This is a genomic window from Pseudomonas frederiksbergensis (genome assembly GCF_000802155.2).
Taxonomy (GTDB): domain Bacteria; phylum Pseudomonadota; class Gammaproteobacteria; order Pseudomonadales; family Pseudomonadaceae; genus Aquipseudomonas; species Aquipseudomonas frederiksbergensis_A.
In genome coordinates, this window is the sequence record NZ_JQGJ02000009.1 from 175,528 (window position 1) to 193,026 (window position 17,499).

The 17,499-nt window shown below is 56.9% G+C and carries 8 protein-coding genes and 1 pseudogene; all 9 read left to right on the forward strand.

All coding sequences use genetic code 11. The features are described 5' to 3' along the window. Positions 1-95: 95 nt before the first annotated feature. The 9 genes and pseudogenes from JZ00_RS18080 (at position 96) to JZ00_RS18110 (ending at position 17,311) form a co-directional block, all read left to right on the forward strand. The gene (locus JZ00_RS18080) at positions 96-12,536 is read left to right on the forward strand and encodes a two-partner secretion domain-containing protein (protein WP_082112106.1); all 12,441 of its coding nucleotides are present in this window, start codon (positions 96-98) and stop codon (positions 12,534-12,536) included. Next, positions 12,533-12,988: an Imm42 family immunity protein gene (locus JZ00_RS18085; RefSeq protein ID WP_039592273.1), complete on the forward strand. Its 456-nt coding sequence runs from the start codon at positions 12,533-12,535 to the stop codon at positions 12,986-12,988. Before JZ00_RS18080 ends, JZ00_RS18085 begins: the two co-directional genes overlap by 4 nt. A 123-nt stretch (positions 12,989-13,111) precedes the next feature. Further along, positions 13,112-13,239 (forward strand): annotated as a pseudogene (locus JZ00_RS30925) (transposase); the annotation flags it as partial. A 130-nt stretch (positions 13,240-13,369) separates the two neighbouring features. Next, positions 13,370-13,846: a hypothetical protein gene (locus JZ00_RS18090; RefSeq protein WP_039592272.1), complete on the forward strand. Its 477-nt coding sequence runs from the start codon at positions 13,370-13,372 to the stop codon at positions 13,844-13,846. Positions 13,847-13,931: 85 nt separating this feature from the next. After that, positions 13,932-14,390, forward strand: coding sequence for a hypothetical protein (locus JZ00_RS30290; RefSeq protein ID WP_082112108.1), 459 nt, complete (start codon positions 13,932-13,934; stop codon positions 14,388-14,390). A 239-nt stretch (positions 14,391-14,629) separates the two neighbouring features. Further along, entirely contained in the window at positions 14,630-15,184 is a 555-nt protein-coding gene (locus JZ00_RS18095; RefSeq protein WP_039592271.1) for a hypothetical protein, read from the forward strand. Positions 15,185-15,429: 245 nt separating this feature from the next. Next, a complete protein-coding gene (locus JZ00_RS18100; RefSeq protein ID WP_039592270.1) occupies positions 15,430-15,999 on the forward strand; it encodes a DUF6990 domain-containing protein in 570 nt (189 codons plus the stop codon). Positions 16,000-16,175: 176 nt separating this feature from the next. Beyond that, the gene (locus tag JZ00_RS29760) at positions 16,176-16,919 is read left to right on the forward strand and encodes a CdiA C-terminal domain-containing protein (RefSeq protein ID WP_052742350.1); all 744 of its coding nucleotides are present in this window, start codon (positions 16,176-16,178) and stop codon (positions 16,917-16,919) included. 11 nt (positions 16,920-16,930) lie between these two features. Next, positions 16,931-17,311, forward strand: a complete 381-nt coding sequence (locus JZ00_RS18110; protein ID WP_152668450.1) for a hypothetical protein — start codon at positions 16,931-16,933, stop codon at positions 17,309-17,311. The last annotated feature ends 188 nt before the right edge of the window (positions 17,312-17,499 follow it).

The following is a 17,499-nucleotide window of genomic DNA, read 5'->3' on the forward strand; positions in this document are numbered from 1 at the left end:
TCTTCCTTGCCTTGGGGATGAGGTCGTGTCTGGCTTTTCTGCCAGTGACCTCGGCACGGATGACCTCCTTAATTGCGCTGCAACGAGACCCGATCATGGACGACCGCCAATACGCCTTCCTGGCCCGCCAACCTTCTGCTGCCCTGAAAAACCGCGAGCGGTTCCTCGGCATGCCCAAGCGCGGCCTGGCGTTCCTGCTGGCCAACGTCATGTTCTGGCAACCAATGTGGGCCCAGGCCGAGGGCATTGTGGTCAGCGCGCCCGGCACCGGCCTCGACCGCGCGGGCAATGGCGTGCCCATCGTCAACATCGCCAAGCCCAATGCCAACGGCCTGTCCCACAACCAGTTCAAGGACTACAACGTCGACAGCAACGGCGTGATCCTCAACAACGCCACCAACCGCACCCAATCCACGCAACTGGGCGGGATCATCCTCGGCAACCCGAACCTCAAAGGCTCAGCCGCACAAACCATCCTCAACGAAGTCAACGGCGGCAACCCCAGCCAACTGCGCGGCTACACCGAAGTGGCGGGTCAGTCGGCCCACGTCATCGTCGCCAACCCGTATGGCATCACCTGCAACGGCTGCGGCTTCATCAACAGCCCGAAAGTGACCTTGAGCACCGGCAAACCGGTGGTGGAAAACGGTCGGTTGGACCGCTACCAAGTGGATCAGGGCAGCGTCGCCATCGAAGGCGCGGGCCTCAATGCCAGCAACGTCGACCACTTCGAAATCATCACCCGCAGCGCCAAGATCAACGCCGAGATCCAGGCGAAAAACCTGACGATTGTGGCCGGTCGCAATGACGTCAATGCAGAGACTTTGAGCGCCACCGCTCGCGCCGATGACGGCAGCGCCAAGCCGGAACTGGCCATTGACTCTTCGGCGCTGGGTGGCATGTACGCCGGGGCGATCAAGTTGGTCGGCACCGAGGCCGGGGTTGGGGTGAAGTTGGACGGCAAGTTGATTGCCAGTGGCGGGGATATCCAGCTTGATGCCAATGGGCGTTTGAGCATGGTTGATACCTCGGCCAGCGGGGCGGTTAACGTCAAGGCTGCGAGCGTTGAAGTGAAGGGACCGGTTTATGCCGGGACGACGTTGAATGCGCAGGTTCAGGGTGACTTGGTCAACCGGCAGACATTGGCGGCGCGCGATGGCATCAGCCTCAGTGCCGGTGGGCAGTTGAGCAACAACGGGATTATTGAAGCGGGGGTGAATGCGGATAACACCCGTAATGCTTCGGGGGATGTGAGCGTTACTGCAAATACGCTCGATAACCACGGCAAGAGCATCGTCGCCAGCCGTAACCTCACGGCCAACGTTACGCAAACGCTGAGCAACCAGGGCGGCACCCTCAGTGCCGGGCAGACCGCCACGGTAAAAGCCGGAACGCTGGACAACCAGAACAAGGGCCGGGTGCTGAGCAACGGCGCGCTGGGCGTTACTGCCGACAAACTCCTCAACACGCAGGGCATCGTCAGCAGCAACGGCAACCTGACGGCCAATGTCGGGCAGTTGAATAACCACGACGGCGAAGTCTCCAGCGCCGCCACCACTCAAGTCATCGGCACTGCGCTGGACAACAGCGATGGTTTGCTCACCGGCGACGTGGCGCTGAACATCGGGTTGATCGGTGCCCTGAACAACCGGAACGGGGTGTTGGGTTCCGGCAAGGGCCTGACCGTCACCGCCGCCAGTCTCGACAACACCCTCCAGGGTAGCCTGGTCAGCGATGGCAGCCTGACCACGCGTATCAGCGGTCTGTTCGACAACCGGCAAGGCAGCCTCGGCGCCAAGGGCTCGACGGATGTCCAAGCGGGCAGCCTGGACAATCGTGGCGGCAAGGTCCAGTCCGTCAAAGACCTGCAACTGACAGTCGCCAGGCTCGATAACCGCGAGCAAGGCTTGCTCAGCAGCCAGGCGGGGCTGCGTGTCGATGGCTCGCAATTGGATAATCGCGGCGGCCTGCTCAGTGCCGCCGGCCCTGTGCATTTGCAGGTAACTGACATCGACAACAGCGGCGGACGAATCTCCAGCAAAACCGACCTCACCGCCAACGTCTCGCACCTGAACAACCAGGGCGGCGAACTGGTCGCCCAAGGCCTGCTCACCGTCAGCGGCCAGGACCTGAATAACCGCGGCGGATTGGTTGGCGCGACCAACGCACTGAAACTCGACATCGACGCGCTGGACAATCGAGGCGGCGAAATCTCCAGCACCACCAGTATCAACATCACCGGCCAGGGCCTGAACAACAGCGATGGCGGCAAGGTCCTCGCCGGCACTGATCTGGGCCTGAAAGTCGCGGCCATCATCAACCAGACCAAAGGCCTGTTATTCAGTACCGGCGTAACCACTGTCGAGGGCAAAAGCCTGGACAACAGCGGCGCCAATCTGGTCGCCCGCCTGGGTCTGGATATTCGCCTGGACGGTGCGTTGATCAACGTCGGCGGCGCCATCACCACCGAAGCCGGCCTGACCGTCAGCAGCCAAAGCCTGGATAACCATGGCAACGGCCTGCTCAGCGCCAAAGGCGCCATTCGCGTCACCACGGGGACGTTCGACAACACCTCCGGCGGTTATCTGGTCAGTGGCGACACCCTTGACCTCACCGCCAACCAAGTCAACAACGGCGCCGGCAGTCGCATCGCCAGCGACAACGCACTGACCGCCAGCGTGACCGGTCTGGATCAGCAGGGCGGTGAACTGTTCAGCAAGACAGCCTTGACCCTGGACCTTAACAACGGCCAGTTGAACAACCTCAAGGGCGTGATCAACGCGCCGCTCCTGGTGTTGAAAAACCTCAAGGACGTGAATAACCGTGGCGGCGAGATTTCCAGTGCCCAGGCGTTCACGCTGGCGGCCCGCAACCTCGATAACCGCGACGGCAAGCTGATCAGCAACCAGGCGTTGACCCTGCGTATCGACCAGGCGCTCAACACCATCAAGGGGCTGGTTTCCGCGCAATCCATCGACACCCATAGCGCCAGCCTGGACAACAGCGGTGGCCTGATCAGTAGCCGTGGCACCCTGGTCATGACTGTGGACGGTCAACTGACCAATCGGGACGCCGCGATCATTGCTGACGGTGATCTGCACATCGAGGCCACCCACCTCGACAACAGCGCCGGCCAGATCGCCGGCAAAACCAACGTCACGGCCACTATCGACAGTGTGAACAACCAGGGCGGGCAGATGATCGCCCTCGGCGGATTGACGCTGACTGGCGCCTCGCTGGACAACCGCGCCGCAGGGCTGGTCGGGGCGACTGACACGCTGACGCTGAACGTCGGTTCGATCGACAACCGTGGCGGCGAGCTGTCCGGCCACGGCGATGTTGCTTTGACAGGCGACGCGCTGGACAACAGCGACGGCGGCCAAGTCATCGCCAACGGCGCGTTGGCCCTGACGGTGCAGGAAGTGCTCAACCGCACCAAGGGCCTGCTGTCCGGCAAGACCGGACTGACCTTGACCGGCGAGACGCTGGACAACAGCGGCGGCGCGCTGCTGACTCAGAAGAACCTCACCGCTCACCTCGATGGGGACCTGAACAACGCCAAGGGCACATTGAGCGCCGAAGGCACGCTTGAAGTCACCGCCGCCAGCCTCATCAACACCCTGGGCAGCGTTTCCAGTGCCGGAGCGTTGGCACTCACCCTCGACAACGCTTTGCTCAACCAGGGCGGCGAAATCGTCACCGACGCCGGTCTCACCTTCAAAAGCGCAAGCCTGGACAACCGCAACCAAGGCAGCATCAGCGCCAAGCAAGCGGTCACTGTTGAAACCGGCGCGTTCGACAACAGCCAGGCCGGCCAGCTCAGCAGCGGCACGCACCTCGATCTCACCGCAAAACAATTGACCAACCAGGACGGCGGCCGCATCGCTAGCAGCGGCGCGCTGAGCGCCAGCGTCACCGGCCTCGATCAGCAGGGCGGCCAGCTTTTCAGCAACACGTCGCTGAGCCTTGATCTGAACCAAGGGCAACTGAACAACCAGAACGGCTTGATCAACGCCCCCTTGCTGATGCTGAAAAACCTCAAGGGCGTCAACAACGCCGGCGGCGAAATCTCCAGCGCCCAGGCATTCACCCTGGCCGCGCAAAACCTGAACAACGACAACGGCAAATTGTTGAGCAACCAGGCCCTGACCCTGCGCATCGATAACGCGCTGACCAACCTCAAGGGCCTGATCGCCGCCGCCGCGTTGGACGTCGAGGCCGCCAGCCTGGACAACAGCGCCGGCACCCTGACCAGCCGCGCCAACCTCGACCTGAAATTGGCCGGCCCGCTGATCAACCAGAGCCAGGGCCTTATCAACGCCGCCGACGCCTTGACCGTCAGCACCCGAAACCTGAACAACCACCAGGGTTCGTTGCTGGGCAGCGCCATCGCCATCGACTTCGGTGCCGCCACTGGCGATCTGAACAACAGCGCCGGCCTGATCACCACCGCCGGTGTACTCAGCCTCAAGCACCTGCGGGACCTGGACAACCAGGGCGGCGAAATCTCCAGCAGCCAGCCCCTCGACCTGACGGCTCGCGATCTCAACAACAGCGCCGGCAAACTCATCAGCAATGGTTTACTGACCGTGAAGGCCCACGACGTCATCAACCAAGGCGGCTTGATGTCCGGTTTCAAAGGCCTCGACCTGAGCGCCACGAGCCTGGACAACCGCAACGCCGGCACCCTGTCGAGCCGCGACGAAGACGTCAGCGTTACGTTGAGCGGCGCGCTGCTCAACAGTGCTGACGGTGCGGTGGCCGGCAAGAAAAACCTCACCGTCACCGCGGCCAGCGTCGACAACCGCGGCGGGATTCTGTCCAGCGGTGCCGACCAGACCTTGACCGTCACCGGCGGTTTGCTGAACAACGCCCAAGGCGGCTTGATCGACAGCGCCGCCACCCTGGTCATGAACGCCATGACCCTGGGCAACGCCGGCGGCACCGTCAACGCGCAACAAGCGCTGACCTTCACCGGCACCACCCTGGACAACACCGGCGGCACGCTGATCGGCAACGCCGCCGTGACCCTGGACCTGCTCGGCGCCCTGACCAACACCAACGGCAAACTGGCCAGCACCGGGCCGCTGCGGGTCGAGCGCGCCACGCAAATCAACAACCAGGGCGGTCAGATCGCCAGCCAGGGTCTGCTGACCTTGCTCATTGGCGGCTTGGACAACCGCAATCGCGGCACCGTCGCGGCCAATGACGCACTCATCCTGACCGCCTCCGGCGCGGTGCAGAACGGTGGCGATGGCCTGATCTACAGCCAGAACGGCACCGTGCAAATCGACGCCAACAGCCTCGCCAACGGCAAGGGCACCGTACAAAGCCAGGGCAACCTGACCCTGGTCGTCGACCAAGACATCGACAACCAGAGCGGCCGCATCCAGGCCAAGGCCGGCGACCTGACCATTGAAGCGCGCAACCTCGACAACCGCGGCGGCGTGCTCGCCAGCCTGCAAGGGCTGCTGAAGACCGACCTGAGCGGCGTGCTGAAAAACGGCTACGACCTTAACAACAACCGCCAGGGCGGCATCACCCAGGCCCAGCGTCTGAACCTGATCGCATTGGGCGGCCTGGACAATTATGGCGGACGCATCTCGGCGCAAACCGGCGATGCCGTCATCACCACCGGCAACGTCGACAACCGCAACGGCGGCCTCTACGCCAAAGGCAAGGTCAACGTCACCGCCAACAACTTCGATAACAGCGGCGACAACGGCGGCCAGATCGCCGGCAGCCAGATCGACCTGAACCTCACCGGCGCCATGAACAACCGCCTGGGCGTCATCGAAAGCGACAGCACGCTGATGATCAAGGCCGCGAGCCTGGATAACCAGACGGGGCAGATCCGTGCGTTGGGTACGGGCGGCAAGACCCATTTCCAGATTGGTGGGTTGTTCGATAACCGCAGTGGTGTGTTGGAAAGTGCCAACACCGACCTGACTCTTGGCGCGACCAGTTTCCTCAATACCGGCGGCAGCTTGCTGCACGTTGGCACTGGCACGTTTGATATCTCCACCGCTAACGTCACCGGAGCCGGTGGTACGGTGGTGACGCGTGGCGGTCTGACTATCAGCACCGACACATGGACCAACAGCGGGGTCATCCAGGCAGGACGCCTTAGCGTCAATGTCAACCATTTCACCCAGACTGCTGGCGGCCAGTTACTGGCTTCCGACAGCTTCATTGGCGGCGGCGTCAATTGGTTTAATGAAGGTCTGGTCGCCAGTAATGGCAGCCTGAAAATCGACCTGGGTGGTGCCTATTGGGGGGGCGGTCGTCTCAACAGCCTGGGGACGCTTGGCCTCAGCGCGGCACAAGTGAGCCTCAACAGCGTCAGCTCCAGCATAACGGGCGGCGGCGATACCACCATTGGCGTTAATGGTCAGCTCGACAATGCCGGTCGCTTGACCTCGGCGGCGCGCCTGACGATTGGCGCCACGGGGATCAACAACTTTGGGACGTTGGGTGGTGGTCAAGCTTTGACCGTCACGACCGGCGCGCTGGCGAACCACCAGGGGCTGATTTTCAGCGGCGGCGACATGGGCCTGCGGGTCGATACGCTGAACAACCTCGACGCCAGCATCTACAGCCTGGGCAATCTCACCGTTGACCGTAATGGCTTGGGCGCCTTGGCCAGCAGCATAGTCAACAGTTCCAGCTCGATCCAGAGCGACGGCAGCATGAGCCTGGCCGCCAGCACGATCCAGAACATCCGCACCCTGCTGACCATGGGCAGCAGCGGCATCTACACTGCCAAAATCACCGAACTCCCCTGCATCGAGGGTTACAACGCGGGTGACTGCAGCGGCAAGCAGAACCACGTTTGGGAATTGCTGCAACGCGAAAAAACCGAAGTGACCGCAGCCACTGCGGCTTCCAGCATCACGGCGGGTGGCAACCTCAATCTGAGCGGCGGCGACCTGCTGAACCAGAGCAGCACCATTGCCAGCGGCGGCAACCTGACGGCCTCATTGGTCAATTTGACCAACACCGGCGTCGAAACCGGCGAGACGGAAACGACGCGGGTGTTACGTTCCCAGCGAACCCGAAATGCGGGTGCCTGGTACACCGCCGCCAGTAACTTCACCAACAAATACTGGTTCGAAAGCGCCGGTTATGACGTCAACAACCTGAGCAGTCTGGAAGCAGGTATCGCCAACTTCATCGGCATGACCGAAATGGAGTACACGAACCTGGGCACCACCAAAAAACTCGCCGGCGGTGACCAAAGCTACGCAGCCGTGATCCAGGCCGGCGGCGCCGTAAATATCAACGCGCAGAACAACATCAATAACAGCGTCGTGCGACCCGGCTACACATACATCGGCAGTGGTCCACGTACCAACACGGGCGCTTCCGGCACCGCATATTCCACCCGCATCACGCTCAATCAACAACTGCCGCCCAACCTGGCGCAACAGCAAGTCAATCCGGTAGCCTTGCCTGGTTTCAGCCTGCCCATCGGCCAGAACGGCCTGTTCCGCCTGAGCGGGCAGAGCGGCGCTGTGCCGGCGGTCAGCGGCCCGCAAAGCTGGGCGCTGGGTAACGCGAGCCTGACCCAGGCCCAGCGCCAACAAGGCCTGCCTGCCGTCCAGGCCAGAGACCTTCAACCGGGTAACGCCCCGCAAGCTACCGCCAGCAATCTTGACCTGAGCATCGCAGCACGCCAGGCAACCAATATTGGCGACCAGGCCAGCACATTCGACACCAGCACCGGCGGCGCCCCCGTGGCCGGCGCCATGCCTGGCCGCACCACCGCGTTTACGGTCAACCGCGTCCAGGGCCTGCCCGCTTCCACTGTGGCGGCCAATCCGCACAAATACCTGATCGAAACCAACCCGGTACTCACCGACCTCAAGCAATTCATGAGCTCGGACTACCTGCTGTCAAACCTCGGCTACGACCCCGACCAGAGCGCCAAGCGCCTGGGCGACGGGTTGTATGAGCAGACCCTGATCCAGCAAGCCGTGGTCGCCCGCACCGGCCAGCGCTTCATCGACGGCCAGACCTCCAACGAGGACATGTTCAAGTACCTGATGAACAACGCCATCGCCAGCAAGCAGGCGCTCAACCTGGCCCTAGGCGTCAGCCTCACCTCTGAGCAAGTCGCGGCCCTGACCCACGACATCGTCTGGATGGAAAACGTCGAGGTCGACGGTGAGCAAGTCCTGGTGCCGGTGCTGTACCTGGCCAATGCCAACAATCGTTTGGCGGCCAACGGAGCCTTGATCCAGGGCAGCGACGTCACCCTGATCGCTGGCAAGGACCTGGACAATGCCGGTACCCTGCGCGCGAGCAACAACCTGTCCGCGACCGCCACCAACGACTTGGTCAACAGCGGCCTGGTGGAAGCCGGCAACCGCCTCGACCTGCTGGCCGGCAACAACCTCGTCAACAAGGCCGGCGGCATCATCGCCGGACGCGACGTCACGCTCACCGCCACCCGTGGCGACGTGATCAACGAACGCACCGTCACCACCCATGAAAGCGACAGCGGCTACCGTCGCGAACGCACCGATTTCATCGACAGCGCCTCACGCATCGAAGCCGCGAATAACCTGACCATCAGCGCCGGGCGTGACATCAACAACGTCGGCGGCGTGCTCAAAAGCGGAGCCGACACCACCCTCAACGCCACCCGCGACGTCAACCTTGCCTCCGCTGAGCGCATCACCAGCGGCAATCGCGGCACGCATCGCAACGAAACCATTACCCAGTACGGCTCCAGCCTCGACATCGGCCGCGACCTGACCGCCAACGCCGGCCGCGACCTCACCGCTGTAGCCAGCCAGATCGACGCCAAGCGCGACATCACCATGAGCGCCATCGGCGACCTGACCTTGGCGTCTGCGGCGGATGAGCAGCATTCGTATGGCAAGAGCAAGAAGGTCACGGCTCAGGAAGACCATGTGAGCCAAGTCTCCACCAGCGTGACGGCGGGTGGGAATGTGACGCTGAGTGCCGGGAAAGATCTGGGGTTGATCGCCAGTCGGGTGAGTGCTGGGGATGAAGCGTATCTGGTCGCCGGCGCGAACCTGGTGCTGCAATCGGCTGAGGATTCGGACTACAGCTTCTACAGCAAGACCAAGAAGTCTTCTTCCGGGAAGAAGTTTCGGTTGGATGAGACCAGTAGTGTCACCAACGTAGCCAGTTCGGTTACCTCCGGAGGCAACAACGTCCTGACCGCCGGCAACGACCTGCTGATCAAAGGCAGCAACGTGATTTCCGAAAAAGGCAGCGTCGGCCTGGGGGCCGGCAATGATGTGGAAATTGTTGCGGTTACCGACTCCGAGAGCGCTCGCCACGAGCGCAGCAAAAGCAAAAGCAGTTGGGGTGGTTTGAAGTCGAGCAAGGTACAGGACAAGCTGGCCCAGACCCAGACAACTGCCGTTGGAAGCTTGATCTCGGGCGATACCATCGCCGTCAGCGCCAAACGCGATGCCACCGTGACCGGTTCTGCACTCGTCAGTACCAATGACCTGGCAGTACGTGCCGGACGCGACTTGACCATCGACGCGGCAGAAAACACCTTCTCCCGTATCCAAATGCACAAGGAGAAAAATCGCGACCTGACCGGCGTATTAACTGCCAACAACCTGGGCCTCGACGACATTACCGGCAACCAGCACCTGTCGATCAGCAACCAGAAACACAACGGCACCGCGTCACAGACCACCCTGACCGGCAGCACCATCGGATCCAGCAAAGGCAACGTCAGCCTCGTTGCCGGTGGCGACCTCAACGTGATCGCCAGTGACTTGGTCAGCACCAAGAACATGAGCCTTCGCGGTTCGAACGTCACCATCGCCGCAGGCATGGAAACGGCGAAGCAAAGCACTGCCGATAAATCGAGCAGCCTGGCCGTGGGGCGTGTCGTCGGTGGTGCGATCATCGACACGGTCAACACCATTCGCTCGTCGGTCGAAGCCGCGAAGGACGCGGACGACCCTCGGCTCAAGGCTGTGAAGCTGGCCCAGGCTGCGCTGGCGGCCTACAACCTCGGCGGGATGGCGACGGACGCCAACGCACAGAAAAATGGTTTTGCCGACAAACAGGGCGGCACCGGCAGCAATGGTTCGTTGATCAAAATCGGTACCGAACTCGCCAATACTCGCAGCAAAAGCACCAGCGACTACGCCAGCCAAACCGCGAAGCAAAGCACCCTTAATGCCGGCACCACCTTATCCATCATTGCCAATGGCAGCGCAGCGGGAAACGATGGTGATTTGCATGTCATAGGCAGCAGCATCAAAGCGGCCAACACATCGCTGCTCGCCAGCAACGACATCCTCCTGGAAAGCGCACAGAACACGGCTGATTGGTCCAACCGTAACAGCAACAACAAGACCGCTATCGGCGCGAGCTTCAACATCGGCCAGCAAAACGGCTTCACCTTGGACCTCGGTGCACAGCTTGCCAAAGGCATGGGTAACGGCAGTTCCGTCACGCAGGTCAACACGACGGTCGATACCGGTTCGTTGTTGTTGCGTAGCGGCGGCGACACCACGCTGGCGGGGGCTCAGGTTCGTGCTGATGAAATCAATGCACTGATTGATGGCAACCTCAACATCATTTCCCGCCAGGACACCCAGGACCAGAAAAGCAAGCAAAGCAGTGGCGGTTTTGGTGCAAGCATCTGCATTCCACCGTTCTGCTACGGCACACCTGTCGCCGCTTCAGCCAACCTGGCTGCCGGCAACATGAACAGCGAATACAAAGGTGTCACGGACCAGACCGGTCTCTTCGCCGGAACGGGTGGCTACACCGTCGATGTCGGCAAAACCACCACCTTGGAAGGTGGTGTGATTGCCAGCGATGCCTCGGCGAATAAAAACCTGTTGATCACTGACCGGCTCATCGCGCGCGATATCAAGAACGTCAGCGAAATCGAGGCTCAATCGGCAGGTATCAGCATTTCCGGAAGCTACGGTGGCGCAGGTGCCTCCGCCTCGGTGGGGGGCTTGTACGGTATTGCTTTAAGCGAGTCCGATAAGAGCCATACACGTAGTGCGGTGAGTGAAGGCACGATCATTGTCCGCAATCCGGAGGGTGCACAGGACACGGTTGGCCTGAATCGCGATACGAAGAATGCCAACGAGATTTTGGACAAGCCTGACGAAGAGGCGATGAACGAGCGCATTGAGCTGGTGAAGAGCTCGGTGGAGTTGGCGAAGGGGATTGGGGACGCGGTTGCGGCGGCGAAGATCAAGGAGGCACAGAATCCGGAGAGCGAAGCGTCAAAAGTTGCTATCCGAAAACTTAGGGACCAAGGAATCTTTAACCCGACAGGAGAGCAGGTCGCCCAGCAGGTTCAACGTGATTATGGAATGGGCAGCAGCTTCCAGAAAGCGTCCCAGGCTATAGCTTCGATTGTTCAAGGTGTCTTGGGAGGAAATATCACCGGTGCCTTGAGTGGTGCAGCGGCGCCCTACATCGCTCAGGAGATCAGAGACGCTACCGAAGGTGACCCGACTGCAAACCTGATGGCGCACGCGGTGCTGGGGGCATTGGTTGCCAGAGCCAGCGGTAACTCAGCGCTTGCTGGAGCAGTAGGGGCGGTTGCGGCGGAAGAGGCGGCACGGATTATCAAGGAGGAGTTGTATGGAGGTGTGAGCAACGACCAGCTCACGCCGGAGCAGAAGCAAACCATATCCAGCCTTGCCACGTTGGTTGCGGGTATCGGTGGTGCATCTGCCGGCACAAGTTCGCTTGATGCGGTGACTGCGGCGTTGGTTGGGAAGAACGCGGTAGAAAACAACCAACTGAGCTTCGAAGATGTAAATAATTTCGCACAAGAAATCATAAAGGCTAACAAAGAAGGGAAAACCAACGAACCCATCTGGGAGAAATACAAGGCGTTGAGCGCCAAACAACGCGCAGAAATGTTGGCCTCAAATTGTGGGGCGAGTTGCTCAATTTATTATCAAGCTGAAATGGATGGCGGTATCGTTGCTGCGGATGGGCTCAGCAGCCTGACGTGGTTTTTTGACCTGTCGCCCGAAGATGCGCAGCGGATACGTCAGTTTGTCACCGAGGAAAATCAGGGTGATATGGCGTTGCTCTATAACTCCTTGCCAGCCTGGGAAAAGGTTGCCTTGGTGGCGAAGGATACCGCCGAGGCGTTGGGGGCGGGTGGCTTGGCGTCTAGGGGCAAGACGTCTGTTGCGGCGGTGGTGGGTAAAAACAAAGGTAGTCCGATTCCCACCGCTGAGCCAACAGTTGCTTCCAATGGGCTAACCTATCAGTCGAATCCCAAGCATACTTATGGGCAGGTAGGAAACCGGCCTAATGCGGGAATTGAGCCTAAAAATTCATTAGAACTTTTTGGGCAGTCTATCGTTAGCCCTATTACGTATCCCAATAAAGTCGTGACGTTTGCGAAGGATAAGGATGGAAATGTTCACCGATTTGAAGGTACAAACGGCGTTTTTCACTGGAATGGAAGTACGGGGGATGCGAAAAATCCATTAGGGGCTAATTACGTGCCGACTGCGGTGCAAAAAGCGCTAGGAGTAAGATTGAAATGATTTATGGCGATCCGTTTGTGTTCTCATTGCAGTTTGATGTGGTGGAGGAGTGGACCGATTCAAGTTGCTTTTGGAAAAATGGTTTATTCTCGATGCTTGTCGACGGGGAGCGCCTGTTAGATTGTATTGATGTTGTTGAGTTGAGAACTGCGGTTAATTTTTATGCGAATATGCAGTTCGATTGGAGTGTAACAGGTGATGCAACGATCTCAGCAGCGGAATTATTCAGGACCGCTCACGGTCATTTTTTTGAGGGTGACTTGGCTCCTCCAAAAGGGGTTCAAGATATGACGTGTACTGTACTGGGGGATTCCGGTTTGTTTGTTTATTTTCAGAAGACTGAGCAGTCGGATCGGCTCGTTTGGAGTTATGATTTTGGCAAGGTTGTGTACGAGAAGCTGCTGCCAGTGGGTACGATAATTGGGGTTGTAGAGCGTATTGTTGAGATGTAGCTGGATCATGGGTTTATTTTCCTTTTCTCGGTAAGGAGTGGTGGAAAAAAGTGGAAAAAAGGGGACAGATTTATTTTCTGAGTATTTGCTACGCTGAAAGCTTCCACGGAGGAGAGGTCAGATATGCCCAGGATGGGACGTATTATTTGCCGAATTACCCACACCATATTGTGCAACGCGGTCATAACCGTCAGGTGGTTTTTGCGGTTCCCGAGGATTATCAACGCTATCTAGCGGATCTGCGCGAGCTCACGGGAAAATAAATCCGTCCCCTTTTTTTTTGGAGGTTCCGCCGCAAGTGAAAGGCGTTCCGAAATCGGTCCTCGATGCGGCAACAAAAGTTGGCGTGGTAATCAGAGATTCTAATGGGAAAATTTACTGATGAAAGCTGAAGTTTATTTTTGCAAGTCTTGGTTTAGGATAAAGAAAATCGCTCTCGAGCCCTATGACGAGGCTGCCGCGCGTATCAATCATGAATCGGGGGTGCCGTATACAGCTCTTATCGGTTCTGCAACGAAACCTAGCTGTTTTTTAGAATTTTTAACTGATAAAGGTATGGTGGGCGTTGGGTTCTTGGATCAGAATTTACGTGAATACATGAGCTATCAGTTTCACCGGGTGGAGGATGATAAGTTATTTCTCTCCATGGTGACGCATCGGGAATTTTTTGATGGTGGCGATAAAGTCAAAGAGGGTGTGACGTATTTTTTTGATCGGAGTGGGGAACTAGTTATTAGGCGGCAGGCCTTTAATCCGCACGCGGTTGAGAAGGCGGTTTCTAGTTTTGATCCGGTCAATAATTATGAGGTGTTTCCGAAATTTGGGGAATATTCGGAGCTAATTAAAATTGAGCGTTAGGAGAGAACCGGGGACAGACCACGTTATCCGTGCGTTTCTCAGATAGAAAACGTGGCCCATCGCCGAGGGATGTGAGGGTTTTTAAATGGCCAAGAAAGTAAAGTTTGGTGATGTATTGCAAGTATTAACCTCACAAGGCGTCGCCTATGCGCAAGTTACCCACAAGCACCCGGAGTTCGGTTTTTTAATTCGTGTCTTCCCCGGTTTCTATAATGAACAACCAAAAGATTTCTCAACGGTGGTTGAGGGCGAACCACAGTTCTCGGCATTTTTTGTTGTTCAAAGTGCGGTCAATCAAGGTCTGCTATCCGTCGTGGCAAACGTTCCGGTTCCCGAAGCTTTACAAATCTTCCCTACGTTCCGCTCCAGGAATGGAGGGCCGGGGGGCGCCGTTTGGCTGTGGAATGGAAGCGAATCAGTTCGGCTGGAAAGAGAGGTGAGCGTGGAAGAACTGAAACTACCCACAAGAGGAATTATCAGTGCGCCATTGCTTGTTGAACGTATTGAAAAGAATTACAGAGCTGAGACTCATGAGGTTTGGTGAGTTGTAGAAATTAAACTTGATCGGACGTGTCCCAGCGTTTGTGTTTGCGGAATGTCTATGAGAGCGATAATCGCTGATCTTCGAATTCTGGGAAGAGGTAGCAGATTTGAATGTGCTATTTAGTGCCGATAAGTTTATGTCCCTGCAAAATGAAGCAAGTTGGCTTTGGTCTTTCAAGAGGAAGACCTGCCGCAAGAAAAATTCCATTATTTTGTGTTTCGGTTCTTAAGGGTTGTTCAATGCGCTATTTCGCCACGTCTCTTTTACTGTCCATGACATTGCTTCTGTCCGCCTGCAACACAACCCCTTACGACAAAGCCACCATCTATTACGATCGTGCTCAGTTTCCTGCGCAACTTGCCAAGGACTACCCAGGGCTGACTGGCCCTATCCTGCAACACGGCCGTTGCTCTCTGATCGTCTCAACCCCCGGTTCGAACACCGGCACTTACTATTTCTGCACCTATGCATTGACCGCCAGTAATCTCTACGTTCAGGGGTGGGATGCGAAGGCATTGAAATACGTCGAGATCGCTCATGTGGATATATCGGCGCTTAAAAACATTGCCCTGCATACGATTTTTCGGACCAGTCAGCTCCAAATGACGGAAGAACGGCGTCAGTTAGCGTTGAGCGCGTCGATAGATGAGGGTGGCTATATCGACTCGTCAGCTACCAAGGAGCTGTTTGAGGCAATCAAACGCAAGGGAATACCCGTTGTGAAAAGCGAAGGCATGATCAGCCCGCCGGCAGGACCCTCTCCGATGATCATTCCAGTCGTTATTACGAAATGACGAACGGAATGCGGGCTGATTGACCGCTTGCTTAGGCTCGCCTACGGTGAATCTGGATAATAAATCTGTCCCCCTTTTTTGAGTATACGTCAGTCAGAAATTTTCCCTCAAATAAAAGATGGGACTTCAATTCCAAGAGGGAAAGTTGCCGTAAGTTTCGGCCTGACACCAGGCGTACAACTAAAGGGTCAAGGTTATCCTAACGGTATCCCTATTGAGGTAATTAATTTTCCTGGTGCTAAGTGATGAAAGAAAAAGATGTGGTTTCAATTTTGACGGAGCAAGGCTGGGCTTGTAGTAAGGATGAAGTCGGGGATTATTTTTGCGTGACAGATGTTGATAGGGTTAAAGTTCAGATAATCCCATCTGTGAGGAAGCGCTCGGACCATTTTCGGGTGTCACTTATGCCATCGGTTTCGACCAGAGAATTCTCGGAAACTGTTGCTTTTGTGCGGGGAGAGGGGGACGGATATTCGCCAGTAATAGTTAGTAATGAGCCTCCAGAGAAGTTGCCTAAATTTTCTAGTGATGATGTTCTCAGGATGTCTGAGAAAGCCATGTCTTGGGCACGCTCTCAAAATATTGAGTCCGGCCTGATGGTTTATAGAAATCTGCCGACTGACAGTAAAGGCGCGATGCCCCTTCGGCACTTGGCTGCATTGGCAATAGCTGGTGACGCTGAACGATTGGACGGTTACAAGAAGAGCTTTGAGATGGGAGATAGGCTTGGTTTTGTACCTTACATTACTGATGGCATGATTGATCGAGCAGTCTTGAAAGCCACACAGAACCGGGGACAGACCACGTTTTTGTGATGTGCTTTGACTGGCTGAAATAGAGCAGAACCGGCGAAAAAAGGAGACAGATTTATTTTCTAAGCCTGTCATGACGGGGAGTGATCAAGCCCTGATTGATTGTGTAGGGGCAAAAGCTGATCGGAAAATAAATCTGTCCTCTTTCTTGTTATGTTTCCTGCTGCTTGGGATAAGGGATGAGAAATAAATCCGTCCCCTTTGTATGTTTTAACTGTACGACGACGCTCTGCACGCAATACAAGGACACCCTGACAGAGCGTGCACTAAACGACCTGACGAACCTAGCGAAGGTCACTGACCAGTGGGAAAACGCAACGAGCTTGGCTGCACTGGTCATACCCGGCTCCGGCGGTGCGCGTGGTGCTGGCGAAGGCGGGCTTTCGCCTAGAGTTCAGGCTGCTCTGGATAAATTTACGGAAGCCAAGGCGGTACGTACGGGAGCTTCTACGGGCAAGAACAGCAACCCTTCCAGCGCGGTCACTGACTCAGAGGCCGCAGTAAGTGGCTTGCCTAAGACTGGTTCGTTGAAAGGTGAAGCAGAAATACCGCCACCGAACGCTCCACCAGATATGGTGCGTTCCATTCAACGACAGAACGAGGCTGCGAAAGAGTTTGCAAAAGCAGGATATGACGTTGAACAATTGCCGAACCAAGGGAAAAAAGGCGAATCGCGTCCAGATCTTCGGATAAATGGAGAACTGGCCGATGTGTATTCCCCGACCTCAACGAGCCCTATTTCAGTATTGAAAACGGTAGGCTACAAGGTGCAGAAGCAAGCTGACAATATCGTGATAAACCTCGCTGACTCGCCCCTAAGTATCGAGGCGATAGAGAGTGCATTGAAATTAAGTCCTATTAAAAATCTGAAGCGCTTGTTTCTGATGAAGGGTGATAACAAGCGTGTTATCGAGATTGACTAATGACAATAACAATGTTTATGGAAGTAGAGGTTGGCGTGTCATTGGAAATAATTAAGGGGGCCGTGGCAGAAATCGCTAACGATATTGAAATGGAGGAGAGGTCCTTTGAGGGGTATTTTTCTGCATCGAACGGTTTCTTTTATTTTGAGGAGGTTGAGCCTCCGAGTGCCGTCGCAGCGGAAGGATGGAACGTTGAGTGGCAGGTGGGTGTATTGGGTGCATTTCATTGTCCTATGCAGCAGCTGGAGCAAAACTGGAGCGAAATCAAGCATCTGATGGAAGAGGTTTCCAAATGCTCTTCGTCGCGCTTCGTCCTTTCTTTTCAGTTTGATCGTGTATATGCGTTTAATGAGGGGGATGGTGTTGTGTACAAAAACAATATGGTGATCTAAGAAAAAATGGGGGGTAGAAAACCACAGAAAAGGGTACTGATCTGAATGGCACTTATTTAACCCTCTCCCAGTGTCGATTTTCCGTGATCTCAGCCCAGGATGATCGACGTGTTTGTTGTCTGCTAAGGCATGAGCTTTACAATTCAGTGTTGTAAAAAATAGAAGCTGGAATGGCGCGTCAAGCACCG

What these genes read in the sequence shown, in the direction of transcription:
- JZ00_RS18110 (WP_152668450.1), top strand. Translation starts at nt 16,931, where the DNA reads ATGTTTATGGAAGTAGAGGTTGGCGTGTCATTGGAAATAATTAAGGGG.
- JZ00_RS18085 (WP_039592273.1), top strand. Translation starts at nt 12,533, where the DNA reads ATGATTTATGGCGATCCGTTTGTGTTCTCATTGCAGTTTGATGTGGTG.
- JZ00_RS18100 (WP_039592270.1), top strand. Translation starts at nt 15,430, where the DNA reads ATGAAAGAAAAAGATGTGGTTTCAATTTTGACGGAGCAAGGCTGGGCT.
- JZ00_RS18090 (WP_039592272.1), top strand. Translation starts at nt 13,370, where the DNA reads ATGAAAGCTGAAGTTTATTTTTGCAAGTCTTGGTTTAGGATAAAGAAA.
- JZ00_RS29760 (WP_052742350.1), top strand. Translation starts at nt 16,176, where the DNA reads ATGAGAAATAAATCCGTCCCCTTTGTATGTTTTAACTGTACGACGACG.
- JZ00_RS30290 (WP_082112108.1), top strand. Translation starts at nt 13,932, where the DNA reads ATGGCCAAGAAAGTAAAGTTTGGTGATGTATTGCAAGTATTAACCTCA.
- JZ00_RS18080 (WP_082112106.1), top strand. Translation starts at nt 96, where the DNA reads ATGGACGACCGCCAATACGCCTTCCTGGCCCGCCAACCTTCTGCTGCC.
- JZ00_RS18095 (WP_039592271.1), top strand. Translation starts at nt 14,630, where the DNA reads ATGCGCTATTTCGCCACGTCTCTTTTACTGTCCATGACATTGCTTCTG.